Annotated in this window: 12 protein-coding genes; 4 read left to right on the top strand and 8 right to left on the bottom strand. The window is 46.6% G+C overall.

Annotated features, from left to right (window positions below; all coding sequences use genetic code 11):
* Positions 1–113: 113 nt before the first annotated feature.
* Together EA58_RS20430 and EA58_RS20425 are read right to left on the bottom strand one after the other, a co-directional pair.
* The gene (locus tag EA58_RS20430; protein ID WP_036757433.1) at positions 114–983 is read right to left on the bottom strand and encodes a lipase secretion chaperone; all 870 of its coding nucleotides are present in this window, start codon (positions 981–983) and stop codon (positions 114–116) included.
* Between the two features lie 3 nt (positions 984–986).
* Positions 987–1,895: an esterase/lipase family protein gene (locus EA58_RS20425; protein ID WP_152548137.1), complete on the bottom strand. Its 909-nt coding sequence runs from the start codon at positions 1,893–1,895 to the stop codon at positions 987–989.
* A 603-nt stretch (positions 1,896–2,498) separates the two neighbouring features.
* Here EA58_RS20425 and EA58_RS20420 point away from each other — a divergent pair.
* Positions 2,499–4,463 (top strand): starch-binding protein, encoded by a 1,965-nt coding sequence (locus EA58_RS20420; protein ID WP_051642299.1) that lies wholly within the window; start codon positions 2,499–2,501, stop codon positions 4,461–4,463.
* Positions 4,464–4,649: 186 nt separating this feature from the next.
* Positions 4,650–5,978, top strand: a complete 1,329-nt coding sequence (locus tag EA58_RS20415; protein WP_036757427.1) for a D-serine ammonia-lyase — start codon at positions 4,650–4,652, stop codon at positions 5,976–5,978.
* 37 nt (positions 5,979–6,015) lie between these two features.
* Here EA58_RS20415 and EA58_RS20410 read toward each other — a convergent pair whose 3' ends face one another.
* The 6 genes from EA58_RS20410 to EA58_RS20385 all read right to left on the bottom strand — a co-directional run bounded on the left by EA58_RS20410 (position 6,016) and on the right by EA58_RS20385 (position 11,188).
* Complete coding sequence (locus EA58_RS20410; protein WP_036757423.1) at positions 6,016–6,591, bottom strand: hypothetical protein; 576 nt, start codon at positions 6,589–6,591, stop codon at positions 6,016–6,018.
* Positions 6,592–6,614: 23 nt separating this feature from the next.
* The gene (locus EA58_RS20405; RefSeq protein WP_036757421.1) at positions 6,615–7,307 is read right to left on the bottom strand and encodes a hypothetical protein; all 693 of its coding nucleotides are present in this window, start codon (positions 7,305–7,307) and stop codon (positions 6,615–6,617) included.
* Positions 7,308–7,382: 75 nt separating this feature from the next.
* Positions 7,383–8,009: a hypothetical protein gene (locus EA58_RS20400; RefSeq protein ID WP_036757418.1), complete on the bottom strand. Its 627-nt coding sequence runs from the start codon at positions 8,007–8,009 to the stop codon at positions 7,383–7,385.
* Positions 8,010–8,376: 367 nt separating this feature from the next.
* Positions 8,377–9,108, bottom strand: a complete 732-nt coding sequence (locus EA58_RS20395) for a hypothetical protein (RefSeq protein WP_036757415.1) — start codon at positions 9,106–9,108, stop codon at positions 8,377–8,379.
* A 243-nt stretch (positions 9,109–9,351) separates the two neighbouring features.
* Positions 9,352–10,020, bottom strand: a complete 669-nt coding sequence (locus tag EA58_RS20390; protein ID WP_036757411.1) for an AraC family transcriptional regulator — start codon at positions 10,018–10,020, stop codon at positions 9,352–9,354.
* A gap of 643 nt (positions 10,021–10,663) precedes the next feature.
* Positions 10,664–11,188: an NUDIX hydrolase gene (locus EA58_RS20385; protein WP_036757409.1), complete on the bottom strand. Its 525-nt coding sequence runs from the start codon at positions 11,186–11,188 to the stop codon at positions 10,664–10,666.
* A 211-nt stretch (positions 11,189–11,399) separates the two neighbouring features.
* On the opposite strand from EA58_RS20385, the gene galE reads away from it, so the two are divergent.
* Both galE and EA58_RS20375 read left to right on the top strand, forming a co-directional pair.
* The gene (gene galE, locus EA58_RS20380; protein WP_036757407.1) at positions 11,400–12,419 is read left to right on the top strand and encodes a UDP-glucose 4-epimerase GalE; all 1,020 of its coding nucleotides are present in this window, start codon (positions 11,400–11,402) and stop codon (positions 12,417–12,419) included.
* Positions 12,420–12,626: 207 nt separating this feature from the next.
* Complete coding sequence (locus EA58_RS20375; protein ID WP_036757405.1) at positions 12,627–14,498, top strand: PhoX family protein; 1,872 nt, start codon at positions 12,627–12,629, stop codon at positions 14,496–14,498.
* Positions 14,499–14,703: the final 205 nt, after the last annotated feature.

Below are 14,703 nucleotides of genomic sequence, written 5' to 3'. Positions count from 1 at the left end.
CGCGGGAATGACGGTAATTTATTGATTCCAAATAAAAATATTTCATTTTTGTCTGGTGATATGTAGGAAAGTCCGGCCAGTTGGCCTTTTCCGGTTTGGGTCCAGTCATCAATTTACTGACTGGCGGTATTTTCCTGTTTATCATGCAGCGATTCTAACGCTTTGACTCGGCGGAGTTGGTTTGCTGCAAAGGTGCTGCTTCTGAGTGCATCGAGTGCAATTTGCCGATCTTCCCGGCCCATAGCAGTATCTGCCCGAATGGCTTCCCGTTGGGCAAAATATTCATCCAGCTTTGTCTGAAATCCTGCCCGCTTTTGATTGAGTTGCGCTAACCGGTCAGCGGCTTCCGGCCCGACTAACGCTTGCTGGTTCAGGTAGCGTTCCTGAGGCGCCATAGATTGTGTGGTTTGTAACCGCGCCAGCAGGCTGGCATTGCGATAGCTTTCCTGCATCACGGGGGGGAGGGTATCCAGCTCTTGTTGCCAGGCGTTGAGGTAATCTTCCCGATCCTGTGCTTGCTGTTTGAGCTCAATTTTCCGGAGTGCAAGTTCTCGCTGACGGTTCTCTTCGGCAAAAAGCCATTGCTGCTCTTCGTATGAAAAAAACTGAAGCTGTGCCTGAATGAGTTGATCATTCAATTGCCGGAAGGCGTCGAGGGTCAACTGGTTGATGTTCCCCGGATCGAGATCGCGCAATGCGGTTCTGTACTGAATAAAGCGTTCGAATAAGTCTTCGTCGAACTGATAGGCTGTCGCCTGTTGTGCGTTATAGTTTTTGAAGTTTTCCCTGAGCGTGTCAATGTCTGCCTCACCGAGACCTGACAGAAAATAGTCGAAGGTATCTCGGGCGGAATCGGTATCAACTTGGGTATCCTGCTGGGAGGGTACCTGAATCACAGTCGGTTCGGAGGTCTGTGAGTTGTAGGTATAGACCGCACCCGCAGTCAGAACAACACAGATGAGTGAAAGCACGGTCTTTTTCAAAATTTATAATCCCTTTAATTGCAGGCGGTTTGCGTGCTGGCGATAAAGCGTGGTCGGTGCTGTTTCGAACAGGTGGGTAATGCCAAGCAAGCCGTTAATTTCATCCAGATGATTCATTTTGTAATCATTACGGATGACTTTACCCAAGTGCGTACTGCATTGACCCACAAGACCGTCATTCGGATTGTGAAATCCAAGTCCCAGCACTGTCATTGCAGCATCAATCGGATCTAACGCGTTGGTGAAATTGCCTGTTCCTGTCCATGAAAAGTAAGAGACGCCATTGTCGGCAACATAATCACCTTCGCCGCAGGCGGACTCTGGGATCCCTTCCGGATACTTTTGATTGAATGCCAGTGCACCTTCTGTGGTCAGCGCAGCCAGCGAGGCGAGCGGATCCTGGGGCAGATCGCTGCCACCGGATAGCAGGTTGATCATGCCGACCAGCCCTTCAGCCAGTTTGACAGCGATCCCTTCCGGAATTGAGCCTTCAGGCACGGCACCCCGAACGATATCTGCAATTCGTGAGCCTTTATTTACACCACCGATACTGGTGACTGAAGCAACCATTTCGGGGGCAACGGAAGCGACGTAACGAGCCGTAGGGCCGCCATGACTGTGTCCGATCAGGTTGACTTTTTCTGCACCGGTAATGGCGAGTACATCTTCCACCTGAGCCAGCAACTGTTCACCGCGAAGCTCAGTGCTGTTGGTCGCTGAGATTTGTGCAACGAAGACGGTCGCGCCATCTTTGTTCAGTGCATGTGGGATCCCATAGAAGTAATCAATCCCGGCAATGGAATCAAAACCAAACAGGCCATGAACCAGTACAATCGGGTACTTGGTTTCGGTGTATCCCTTCTGGGATACGCCAGATGTACTGGTACTGGCCTGACTGCTAAAGGTTGCCATACAGCAAATGAGTAGGGTGATGAATCGTTTCAATGTCTGTCTCCTTATCAGACCTCCGATGAGTATTAGGTTAATGCGAAATCTGATGCAGGGATGGAAATGTTGCCAATTTGTGATCAATGATCTGATTTGTTTACATCAAAGAAACATTTGAGTGTGTCATGTCAATGCGTTTGAGGTTGGATCGTGGGCCTTTTTGTTTTCTCTGATTGCGAGTGAGAGAAAGATTTCAGAGAACATCAGGCAAACAGAATATCTGTGATTTTGGATGGACAGAATAATTCGAGTTCAGACTGATCACTTAATGTGTGGTTCAATTATCACTCCGAGAAAGAATCGAAATCGATATTGATATTGATACTCTATCTTCATTTTTAAATTTGTCGCTTCCTTTGTTGACATATCACAATATTAAGGGTGTACAAACCGTGATCCAAACACCCGCATTATTCTGACTGATTACACCGAATTCGACTTCAATCACAAGCCTTGCATTTCGTTAAAGCACTTTTGTGTACTTTATCTACTGTACTTACAGCTTTTTTAGCCGAAAGCGGTAAGATAAAAACCTGAATGTACCTACACAAAAAATAAGGAAAAATAATGACTTTTAAAAAATATTTTCCTGCCGGCCTTCTCTTCTGTGGCGGATTGCTGAGTGCTGCATCAGCGATGGCACAGACCGTACCAAGAACGGCTTTCGTTCATTTATTTGAATGGCGTTGGGATGATGTGGCGACTGAATGTGAAACTTTTCTGGGGCCGAAGGGATTTTCGGCTGTGCAGGTTTCCCCTCCTCAGAAAAGTATCAGTCATTCAGCCTGGTGGTCACGATATCAACCTGTCAGTTATTCTTTTGAAGGGCGGAGTGGCACACGATCGCAATTTGAAAATATGGTGCAGCGCTGTAAAGCCGTAGGTGTGGATATTTATCTTGATGCGGTTATTAATCACATGGCTGCACACGACAGGTATTTCCCGGAAGTCCCTTATCATTCGAATGATTTTCATACCTGCACAGATGATATTAACTACAGCGATCGCTGGTCGATTCAAAATTGTGATTTGGTTCATTTGAATGATTTGAAAACAGAATCTGATAATGTCCGCCAGAAAATTTCAGATTATATGAACGATGCCATCAGTATGGGCGTGGCGGGTTTCAGGATTGATGCAGCGAAACATATCCCTGCGGCAGATATTGCTGCGATTAAGAATAAACTCAATGGGAACCCATATATTTTTCAGGAAGTGATTGGGGCTGCCGGAGAGCCAGTCAAAACCAGTGAATATACTTATATTGGCGATGTCACTGAGTTTAATTTTGCACGAACCATTGGGCCGAAGTTTAAAAATGGTGGATTGAAAGATCTGAAGGGGATCGGTTCATGGCACGGATGGTTACCGAGTGAAAAAGCCATTACCTTTGTGACTAACCATGATGAGGAACGCCATAATCCGGGGCAGGTTTTGAGTCATCAGGATTTTGGCAATCTGTATTTCCTCGGCAATGTATTTACGCTGGCCTATCCGTACGGTTATCCAAAAGTCATGTCGGGTTACTACTTTCAGAGTTTTGATGCAGGCCCACCGTCAACCGGCGTTCATTCTGGTAATGCCTGTGGTTATGATGGTGGAGACTGGGTCTGTGAGCACAAATGGCGTGGTGTCGCGAATATGGTGGCTTTCCGGAATCATACGGCAGCCGAATTCCGTATCACAGATTGGTGGGATGACGGCAACAACCAGATTGCCTTTGGTCGTGGCGGATTAGGTTTTGTGGTGATCAACCGGGATGACTCAAAAGGCATGAATCAGACATTCATGACCGGGATGCCGGCGGGTGAATATTGCGACATCATTGCGGGTAACTTTGATGAACAGTCTGGCCGATGCAGTGGCCCGACGGTGCAGGTCGACAGTCAGGGATACGCACATTTTACGGTCAGTTCTCATGATGCCGCCGCAATTCATGTAGGGGCGAAAGTCGGGCCGGGCTGTACCACTGACTGCGGTCATACGGTAAACACGAAAGTCTGTTTCGATAATCAGCAAAACTTCAGTCAGCCAACCCTGTATTACTGGAACGTTTCTGCTTCAGAACCTGTGGCGAATGCAGTCTGGCCCGGTGTGACAATGACCGCCGAGCAAGGCCGTTACTGTCATGATTTTGGTGTGAATCTGGCCAGTCTGAATGTCATCTTCAGCGATCAGGGGAAAGATCAGACGGCAGATCTGATGACATCAAATCCGAATCTTTGTTTCCAGAATGGGGTCTGGACAAAACTCGCGAATTGTTTGTCTGACTCAACCGGGGGAAAGCAAAACTGGTATTTCCGGGGAACCTCGAACGGTTGGGGGCTGACACAAATGCAATATGATGCGCAGTCTGGCCTTTATACCACCACTCAAAGCTTTCATGGTGAGGAATCGCCCGCGCGATTTAAAATTGATGACGGACATTGGTCTGAGTCTTATCCATCTGCGGATTATCCGGTTGGCGATGGTGCGACTTATTTGATTATGTTTGACGGGAACACCAAAGCAATTTCGGTCACGCCGCAATAACAGTACGACAGAGTAAAACAATCGCCCCTGGTTTCTCATGACGCCAGGGGAATGCCTGCTTCTATCCCGCTGTGCCGGGTTCTTCACAAGACAACCGTTCGCAGCTTTGTTTTTCCTGCTGTGCCCACTAGAATCCTGCAAAGTGCGATTTGTAAATAATGTTGGATGCCGACAAGGATAAAGGCTATGGCAAATATTGATGTACCAACCCTGACCATGCAATTTCCATTACTGAATCAATTGGTGGCATTGAAAGAGGTGTGTTGGTTCAACCCGAAGATCACATCACTGCGTGAAGGCTTGCCTTTTGTCGGGTTGGATGCCGCGGATATTCAGGATGCCAGTGACAGGCTGTCGCGTTTCGGGTCTTTTCTGATGAAGGCATTTCCGGATACCGCCAGGGATCAGGGCATGATTGAATCGGAAGTGGTTGACATCCCGGCGATGAAGTCCCAGTTAGAAGCCATGTCTGAGACAGAAATTCCGGGTCGGTTGATGTTGAAAAAAGATAGTCATCTTCCGATTTCCGGTTCGATTAAAGCCCGTGGCGGAATATATGAGGTGTTGACCCATGCGGAGAAACTGGCAATCGATGCCGGGTTGCTGTCTGAATCTGATGATTACAGTCAGCTCTTGAGTGATACGTTCCGTCAATTTTTCAGCCAATACAGTATTGCGGTGGGCTCGACTGGCAACCTGGGCATGTCGATTGGCATCATCAGCGCAACACTGGGTTTTTCCGTGACGGTGCATATGTCGGCGGATGCCCGGGAATGGAAAAAAGCAAAGTTACGTTCACATGGCGTAAATGTCGTGGAATATGACCAGGATTATGGCGTTGCGGTTGAGCAGGGGCGCAAAGCCGCGGAGCAAGACCCGCGTTGTTTCTTCATTGATGATGAAAACTCACGAACGCTTTTTCTGGGGTATGCCGTCGCGGGTGAGCGGGTCAGGAAACAGTTTGATGCGCAGGGCATTGTGGTCGATGCCAATCATCCGTTATTTGTTTATTTGCCTTGCGGTGTGGGTGGTGGGCCGGGTGGCGTTGCGTTTGGTCTGAAGATGGCGTTTGGCGATCATGTCCATTGTATTTTTGCTGAGCCAACCCATTCACCTTGTATGCTACTTGGGGTGCATACAGGCTTGCATGATGGTATTTCTGTTCAGGATTTAGGAATCGACAACGTCACTGCTGCGGATGGTTTGGCGGTTGGTCGAGCGTCGGGTTTTGTGGGTCGTGCGATGGAGCGTTTGATCGATGGCTATTACACATTGACAGATGAACAGATGTATCGGTTATTAGGACTGCTCAATCAGTGTGAAGGGATTCAGCTAGAGCCTTCTGCACTTGCTGGTATGCCCGGCCCCATGCATGTGTCTGAAGATCGTGATTATCACCGAAGGCTTGAATTGACACCTGAGAAATTGCGTCACGCCACCCATCTGGTCTGGGCAACTGGCGGCGGTATGGTGCCGCCAGAAGAAATGGCCGAATATTTGGCAAAATCTGTGTAAAAAACAGGATTCAACGGGCAGGTACCTGACTTGCCCGTTATGAAAACTGAAAACAGATGGGGGTTGATTCAATACCGGGCTGACCGCCGGTCATGATGATGTTCAGCCTTTCTTGCCCTGTTACCCTGAATGGCGTCAGGCTGGCATTGATGTTATGAGAATGAATGACTGCGCCTTCTTCTACACGTAAGTCGGCGCAGAGATAATAGGTCTCTGAAAGTCGGAAAGTTGTCTGAGCCGGAGGAAAGAATGGTTGCCTGGCAATCATGCGTCCATTTTTGAGGAGGACGACTTCCGCATATTTACTGGCCGCTGTTTTCGTGAAAACCACTTGATCCGCTGCGTAGCTGATGCGCAAGCCCTGGTTTTCGGTTTCACTTCGATGACGTGGGGGCAAAGGGGTGACAGCACTGTAGTTGCCATCATGATCTGCCAGTTGATAGCTGTATTCCCATTCGATGCAGAAAGGGTGGTGCCATCGGTACGGGCAGTGCTGAATGACCTTCCAGGCAATCAAGTTTTCCGAAGTTTCAACCTGTGTGCGTTGAAAAATCGTGACACTGGGCCGGTGAATATTCAGCGACAAATTTGTGAAACAAATATCCGTGTGCATGTTTGCCCCTTTTCGGCACGTCTTCAGCTGGTGCTTTCCAGTATGCTATTGAAGCCCATGATATAACCCAGCTCTTCTCTCTGGATGCTGTCTAGTCCGTACTTAAAATGAATGCGCAGATGAACATAAGACAGACTGGTTTCGAGTGATACCCAGCCATTGACCGTGAAATCTGGATTTGGCTCACTGGTGGGACTGGCCGTTGTGGAATGGTCATCTTGAGACGTTGTATTCGTGGTGCTTGAATCGTCTTCCGATGACGTTGAATCTGTGCTTGCAGACGTCGAATCTTGTGGCGTTGTGTCTGTGGTCGCCGTCGAATCGCTTTGGGATGGTTCACTGCTTGTGACGGCAGTGACTGTATTGGATGTGGTGTCACTTTGTGACGCTGTCACTGAATCCGATGGTGCTGTGCCTGAGGCTGAGTTTGTCTGAGCCGACGTTTCGTTGTTTCCGCTCGTGGTGCCCGATGTGTCTGCTGGAGGGACAGGAATATCAACACGTCCCTGTGCCACAGTGAGTGTCGGGATCATACTGCTGACACCATTTTTATTGTTGCTATAGTCCACTATCGTGATAGCCGCAGAAACAAAAGCGCCATTGTCATCGTATTGCGGCAGGCCGGTTATTTCGATGCCATTATAAGGTGGATTGCTGCCTGCGTGGCTTCGCCAGTCGCCGGAATGCCAGGTTTGGGTTGTGGGTGTATCCGCCATGATGATTTCCTTGCTGTAAATCGTGAAGAAAACAGGTGTTACCAGGATGAGTGAGTAACACCTGTGCGATTTGTGTTACTTGTTGATGTTTTCCAGATGGAACTCAAATGGTGAGGCGGTTGGGCCTGAACCACCACCGGTCATCACCAGATCAGCACTTTGAACACCGAACAGGTTAATCTCAGTATTGACTTGCTGAATGATGGCCGAATTCATCACTTCTCCTTCAACGACCTGAGAAACAACACCGACGAAGATGCTCGGATGGAATTGGAAAACCCCTTTCTGACCAGGAGAGACATTGGATTTTGCTGCCAGCAGTTTACCGTCACGGTAAATATTGGCATTAATGGCGCCACTGTTCAGGTTGTTGCGAACTTCGACCTCTTGCTGAGAAACGGCTGGAGTGGATGCAAGACGAAGGACATCACCCGAAGTGTCTTTCACCATCTCATAAGCCTGACCATCGTAAGCTGTCATTTGTGGCGTGAAGTTGCCGTAAGAATCGCTGGCGCAGACATCAAATTTTAACGGATAGACAAATGGATGATTGTCATTCCGGCCACAGTTTTGAATCACTCGCCATGCAACGGCAATTTCATCAAAATCTTCAGCGACGTTTTTCTGGAAGACGACGACTTCGCTGTTATTGACATCATTCGAGCGGTTAATGAAATTCAGTTTAATCGAATCTTGAGACATATTCTTTATCCTTATAAAAGTTGAACTGACGTTTTGTTGTACATTCAGTGTTTGTATCACTGCTGAGGTACACACTTAAATTAGACTGTTTTATTCAATAAAACCTTTTGCTTTCTCTTCAAATGCTTTGGTTTTTGCACAGGATTCACTTTTGGTATCTATATTTCAGTCTGATTAGATGGATGAAGATATGCATGAATTCAAAGCAGTGTCTTTGGGGTTAAATTTTTTGGAGATGTTTTTTAATACGGGTTTAGATTCATCGCGGGTGTTTTTCGGAAAGTAAAATCCATCTGCAATGCAGATGGATTTTCTTATATCAACTGATATTTTTAATGGGCATGAGTTTTACGTTCATTTAGCCTGGCTATTTTTTCAATAAAATCCATAATCCAGGCATTGTATAATCAACGTTGTTGAGCCGAATGGATGATTGTTGATTCAGCTTGTCATTCGAAACATCATATACAGTCCCTGTGCCCGGGTCATAAATATTACATGTGTCTTTCGTGTCGGCACAAACAGAGAACCAGTGCATTCCCCCGGTATGCTGAACTAATAACAGATGCACATCACTGTTCGTAGGAACAGAATATTCTGAAGTCTCAGTGACTTGAATATTATTGTTAATACCATTGATGAGTGATTTCTCTGTATCAAACAGATTGTTTGTGAACCCTTGATTTGTAGATTGGTTAACGCTGCTGAAGATTGCACTAGCGCCAGTCGTATAATATAGATTTATTTTATTTCCATTTTGACCATTGAATTCATACGCAGTTTTACACATCGCAGAGGGAGCATTCTGCTTGCTGCTGTTGAAAGCGTAATATGTTGCAGTGTGTTGTGGGAAATCAATCGTTAAATTCCCGGTGACTTTATAAGTATTCTCGGCCGCTTTCTTTTTATCAGAATTAGCGGTCAGATCTACTTCTTGTGCAGTGCTTGTATAACCATTGACTAAATTACCTTCATCTAAAGATTTGATGCTTTTTTTGACATTCAATTGTAATTGACAGAGACATGCATTGACCGCAAATGCACCGCATGAATTCTCTGTCGATTGTTGAATGTTATTGTAATCTGTAAAGTTTGACATGTTGTTCTCCTTTGGATTTAGTTGATGTTGCGAGTCACTATTCATCATATCCGAGTTTTAAATTGAATCCTTTTACGTATTCATAAAAGCATCTGGCTGATGCATTCCTTGCATCACTTCGAGTAAAAAGTTGGATATAGAATTCGAAGCGGAATCATCAGCCCCCGAAGGGGCTGATCTGAGTTATCACTTCATGAAGTGACCTTCAAATTGTTGGCTCATGATGAATTTGAGCGATACAGGTTATTCAATTTTAAGGTGATTGTTGGTTGAGTTGCGGTAGTTTTGTCTGAATTGACTTGGACAAGATTGATAAATTCGTTTAAAAGCGGTTGAGAAATTATTTGAATCCATATATCCAACTTGCTCGGCAATCTGAACAATATTTAATGAAGAAGTTTCAAGAAGTTCTGCTGCTTTTTTCATTCTTTGCACTCTCAACCACTCAAAAACAGTCATTCCCAGGTACTCTCGAAATACCTGGTTGAGTTTATTTCTGTTTGTCCCGAGCTTTCTGCATAAAGCATCCAGTTTTATTTCCTCTGAAAGAGTTTCACTGAGATACGAAACGCATTTTTCAATTAAAAGAAAGCGTTTATCTGTGAGGGAACTTGGCGTGACATGATTTGGCAGGTCGTGAGAGGGTGCGATGAATTGCTGCTCGCTGTTTTTTTTAAGCGATGCACTTAAGATATGGGTCATCCGATAACGTAGCTCTTTATCAATGAATGGGCTGCTGATGTAATCGGCAATCCCGAGATCAAAAAGCTGCTTTTTATGTGGATATTTACTTTCAATAATGGCAAGGAATTCAGGCGTGAAACTTTGTTGCTGTTGGCATTGTATTGTCAGCGCATGCTTTGCACATTTGATATGCTCGAATACTGTGTTTACAGTATCAATGATGATCAACTCAGGTGCGTCTATCAATTGGATGGATGGGACTTCTGAAAAATAGTACTGTTTGAAGTGGATATTTTCTTGAATCAGAAAATCTTGCAGGTCTCTTGGGGTATCAGAGTGCCCACTGATGATCCATGCCGTTGTATAGTATTTTTTTTATTGAGTGTTGTTATCATGATTAAATCCCTAGTGTATGTGATTAATTTAATCATCAATACTTCTGACGATGTGATTGGTGTTTTATTGCTTTTACATGGTTTACTTTATTTGAGTTGATTCGTGTTCTCCTTTGGGGAAATCACGAACCCCTTTGTGCTGTGCACTATAAATTATTTATTGACTGAGTTCTTAGTTTTGAATAAGGAATGCGATTGATGTAGCTGATTTGACAATCAACAATAAACGAATATTAACTTCAGTCATGCAAAAGGCTTTCTTGTCAGGTTCAGGGCTATTTATCGATTCGCTCTGGGGCATCGGAATGAACAAGAAATAGAGTGAGTCACTGAGAGGTCGTTTGAAAAATAAATATGTGCGTGTAATAAAGAATCGATGTTACAGGTTGGCTTCAGGTGTTTAATGGCGTGTAAATGAAGTGTGTTTTTTCTGGTGTTACTCCCGCGAAAGCGGGAGCCATTGAAAGTGTGCGAAATTAATTATTTTTGAAAACACCCAGCACCTGCATTTTTAGAAACACTGCCAGCGTCTTGGCGTCCTGAATTTCATTTGCAGCAACTTTCTCAAGAAAGGTGTCAACGGACATTGTGAACACCTCAAGGATTTCATCGGCATCAAGTGTTCCTTCGGCCGGTGACAGGTCTTTCGCCAGAAAGAGATGTTGCACCTCATCGCAGAAACCGGGCACAGGGAGTAATTCGCCTAAGGATTGCCACTGGGCTGCGGCCAGGTTTGCTTCTTCTGCCAGTTCACGCATGGCGCAGGCTTGAAGCGTTTCACCTTTTTCCAGCGTACCGGCGGGAAATTCGATGATCCAGCGACCTATGGCCGGACGATATTGACGCAATAAAATGAGTTCACCTGTCTTGGTGACCGGTGCAATGACAACAGCACCCGGATGACGAACCGTGGTGAATGTGATGTTGCGTCCGTCTGGTAGCTGGTGTTCGCTTTGCTCGACAGAAAAGGCTTTCCATTGGCAGAGAGTTTGTGATTTCATAGCGCCTCACAGCATGAATAAAGAAGAAAAAGCGATACTGCTATCTTTCTAAAATATCAGTCATTTATTCAGATTGATATGCTGGCCGTGACAGCGGCGATGTCGTGTCCAGTTGTACCTGAGATGCCGTTGTGCTCATCAATGTTCACATCAGTCTGATATACTCGACAGTAATTGCCATCACAAAGAAATACCAAGCAAGGAGAAAATTATGCGCGTTCTGGTAACAGGGGGTATGGGGTACATTGGTAGCCATACTTGTGTACAGATGATTAAAGCGGGCATGGCCCCAATTATTGTCGACAACCTGTACAACAGTAAAAAGACCGTGCTGGAGCGAATTGAAAAGCTGACAGGTGTCAGACCGGTATTTTACCAGGGGGATATTCGTGATCGTGTATTTCTTGACCAAGTCTTTCGTGAGAATGCAGTCGAGTCGGTGATTCACTTTGCTGGATTGAAAGCTGTCGGTGAGTCTGTGGTAAAGCCATTGGAATACTACGATAACAATGTGCATGGCACATTGGTCTTGGTTGAGGCCATGCGTGCTGCGAGTGTCAATAGCCTGATTTTCAGCTCATCAGCAACGGTTTACGGCGATCCGGCCAGCGTGCCGATTCTGGAATCTTTCCCGACCCATGCCACCAACCCGTATGGCCGAAGCAAGCTGATGGTCGAAGAATGTTTGACTGATATTCAGCACGCACATCCGGAAATGAGTATCACATTGCTGCGTTACTTTAACCCGGTTGGTGCGCATGAATCCGGTGAGATGGGTGAAGATCCGCAAGGGATACCGAATAACCTGATGCCTTTTATTGCACAGGTTGCTGTTGGCCGCCGAGATCATTTGTCGGTATTTGGTGATGATTATTCGACCGTCGATGGTACGGGCGTGCGAGATTATATTCACGTGGTTGATCTGGCCGATGGTCATGTTGCTGCACTGAAGCATAAAGGGAAAGTATCGGGTACCCATATCTATAATCTGGGTACAGGAAATGGTTTGAGCGTATTGCAAATGGTTGCGGCCTTTGCTGAAGCTGCCGCGAAAGAGATTCCTTATCAGATCGCGCCCCGCCGTCCGGGAGATATTGCAGAATGCTGGGCAGACCCGAGTAAAGCGCAGAAAGAGCTGCAATGGACGGCGTCTCGCACTGTGCAACAAATGACCGCAGATACCTGGCGCTGGCAGTCACAGAACCCGCAAGGTTATCCGGACAGTCAATAATTCAGGCATCCGCGAGAACACTGATGAAACGGCCCAATTTGGGCCGTTTTTTATGCAATGAAATAAACTTGCTGCTTTTCAATTGGCTTTCATGATTCATACATACAAGTTTCATAAAAATGTCATTGTGTGAACCTATGCTCCAGCCTGATTCAAGAGTCTGTAATGAAGCAGACGGACAGAAAAAGAATGAAAAAGGAGCATACGATGTGGAAGCGTGATGAGCAGGATTCGCAACTCACTCAAATGATTGAAGCGAGACTCTCGCGCCGTCATTTTCTGACTGGAACGGCAGTCGCCGGAGCTGGCGCTTTTCTGGCGGTCAATCCGGTGGCAAAAGCGGTTGCAGCGACGCCCAAATCCTCACTTCTCAATTTTGAAGCTGTTCCTGCATCGACCGCAGACACAGTTGTTGTGCCAAAAGGGTATCGGGCAACACCACTGATTTCCTGGGGGGATCCAATTTTTGTCGGTGCGCCTGAATTTGATCAAAGCGGCAAGCAGGACGCGCACGCACAAGCACATCAGTTTGGTGATAACACGGATGGGATGAGCTTCTTCCCCCTCAGTGAAAATCGTGGTGTGATGGCTATCAATAATGAATACACCAATTATGAATATCTGTTCGCTCACAAAGGCGACCAGTTGACAGCCGATGACGTGCGAAAAGCACAGGCAGCGGTGGGTGTCACGATTGTTGAGGTGATTCGTAAAGACGGGCAGTGGCAGGTTGACCGCAGCGGTCAGCGTAACCGCCGGATTACTGCTAATACTCCGATGATGTTTACGGGTCCGGCAGCAGGTCATGCCCTGATGAGAACCCAAGCAGATCCGGCGGGTATCAAGCCGGTTGGTACGTTTAATAATTGCTCAAATGGTCAGACGCCTTGGGGCACTTACCTGACCTGCGAAGAAAACTTTGATGATTTCTTTGGCAGTAACCAAAGCGGGGAAGTGACGGCGGATCAGAAACGATATGGCATCTCTGCTTCTCCAAGCGATTATCAATGGCATCAGCACGATGACCGCTTTGATGTGCTGAAACACCCGAATGAAGCGAACCGCTTTGGCTGGATCGTGGAGATTGATCCGAATGATCCGTTTTCTACCCCCATGAAACGAACCGCGCTGGGTCGTTTTAAGCATGAAAATGCGGCGTTGACGCTGAATAAAGATGGCCATGCTGTGGTGTATCTTGGCGATGATGAGCGTGGCGAGCATTTATACAAGTTCGTTTCGAAACATCGTTATCAAGCTGGCAACGATGCGACGAATCGAAAATTGCTGGAAGAAGGGACGTTGTACGTTGCGAAGTTCGACATGAATGTTGACCTGAAAGGCCAGGGGACATGGATCGAACTGACTTTCGGTAAAAACGGTTTAACGCCGGAAAATGGCTTCAACGATCAGGCTGAAGTTTTGATATTTGCCCGCCGGGCCGCCACGCAGGTGGGTGCGACGACCATGGATCGTCCGGAATGGGTTGCGGTGCATCCGGATAAAAAGCATGTGTTCTGTACCCTGACGAACAATAAGAATCGAGGTAAAGATGGTCAGCCTGTAGGCGGTCCAAACCCTCGGGCTAAGAACCATTACGGCCAGATCCTTCGCTGGATGCCACTTCATGGTGATCACGCCAGTGACAGTTTTGTCTGGGATTTATACCTGATTGCCGGGAATCCGACGGTGCACAAAGGCGATTTATATGCGGGCAGTGATAACGTGAATGGTCAAAACATGTTCAACAGCCCGGATGGCATTGGTTTTGATGCTGAGGGTCGCCTGTGGATACAAACGGATGGCAATTACTCGAATCAAGGTGATTTTGCCGGACAAGGGAATAATCAGATGTTGTGTGGTGACCCGATAACTGGCGAAATCCGTCGCTTTCTGACCGGTCCGATTGCCTGTGAAATTACCGGCCTGGCGTTTTCACCGGATTACAAAACCATGTTTGTCGGTGTGCAGCATCCGGGCGAAGAAGGAGCGCCGTCTCATTTTCCTGATGGGGGAGACACCAAACCTCGCTCGACAATCATGATGATCACCCGCGACGATGGCGGTGTGATCGGCGCTTAATCGGGATTGATTCAGAGAGTTATTGTAAGGCTCCGACATTTGACTTGTCTTTCCTACACAGATCTTTCGTCGAGTAATTGGTTTATTTCCATTTAAAATCAATGTTATAGCGTCATTCCCGCGCAGGCGGGAATCCACTGAGCACGAGATGAAAGTAATCTGCCAGAATCATTTTTCTCCCTCACCTTCCACGCAGTTTAACCTT

The organism is Photobacterium galatheae (genome assembly GCF_000695255.1).
Lineage (GTDB): Bacteria > Pseudomonadota > Gammaproteobacteria > Enterobacterales > Vibrionaceae > Photobacterium > Photobacterium galatheae.
This window is presented reverse-complemented; position numbering and strand designations above follow the sequence as displayed.

Coding starts and splice junctions, on each gene's coding strand:
- EA58_RS20405 (WP_036757421.1), bottom strand. CDS start 7,307: ATGGCGGATACACCCACAACCCAAACCTGGCATTCCGGCGACTGGCGA.
- EA58_RS20385 (WP_036757409.1), bottom strand. CDS start 11,188: ATGAAATCACAAACTCTCTGCCAATGGAAAGCCTTTTCTGTCGAGCAA.
- EA58_RS20375 (WP_036757405.1), top strand. CDS start 12,627: ATGTGGAAGCGTGATGAGCAGGATTCGCAACTCACTCAAATGATTGAA.
- EA58_RS20415 (WP_036757427.1), top strand. CDS start 4,650: ATGGCAAATATTGATGTACCAACCCTGACCATGCAATTTCCATTACTG.
- EA58_RS20395 (WP_036757415.1), bottom strand. CDS start 9,108: ATGTCAAACTTTACAGATTACAATAACATTCAACAATCGACAGAGAAT.
- EA58_RS20400 (WP_036757418.1), bottom strand. CDS start 8,009: ATGTCTCAAGATTCGATTAAACTGAATTTCATTAACCGCTCGAATGAT.
- galE (WP_036757407.1), top strand. CDS start 11,400: ATGCGCGTTCTGGTAACAGGGGGTATGGGGTACATTGGTAGCCATACT.
- EA58_RS20425 (WP_152548137.1), bottom strand. CDS start 1,895: ATGGCAACCTTTAGCAGTCAGGCCAGTACCAGTACATCTGGCGTATCC.
- EA58_RS20410 (WP_036757423.1), bottom strand. CDS start 6,591: ATGCACACGGATATTTGTTTCACAAATTTGTCGCTGAATATTCACCGG.
- EA58_RS20420 (WP_051642299.1), top strand. CDS start 2,499: ATGACTTTTAAAAAATATTTTCCTGCCGGCCTTCTCTTCTGTGGCGGA.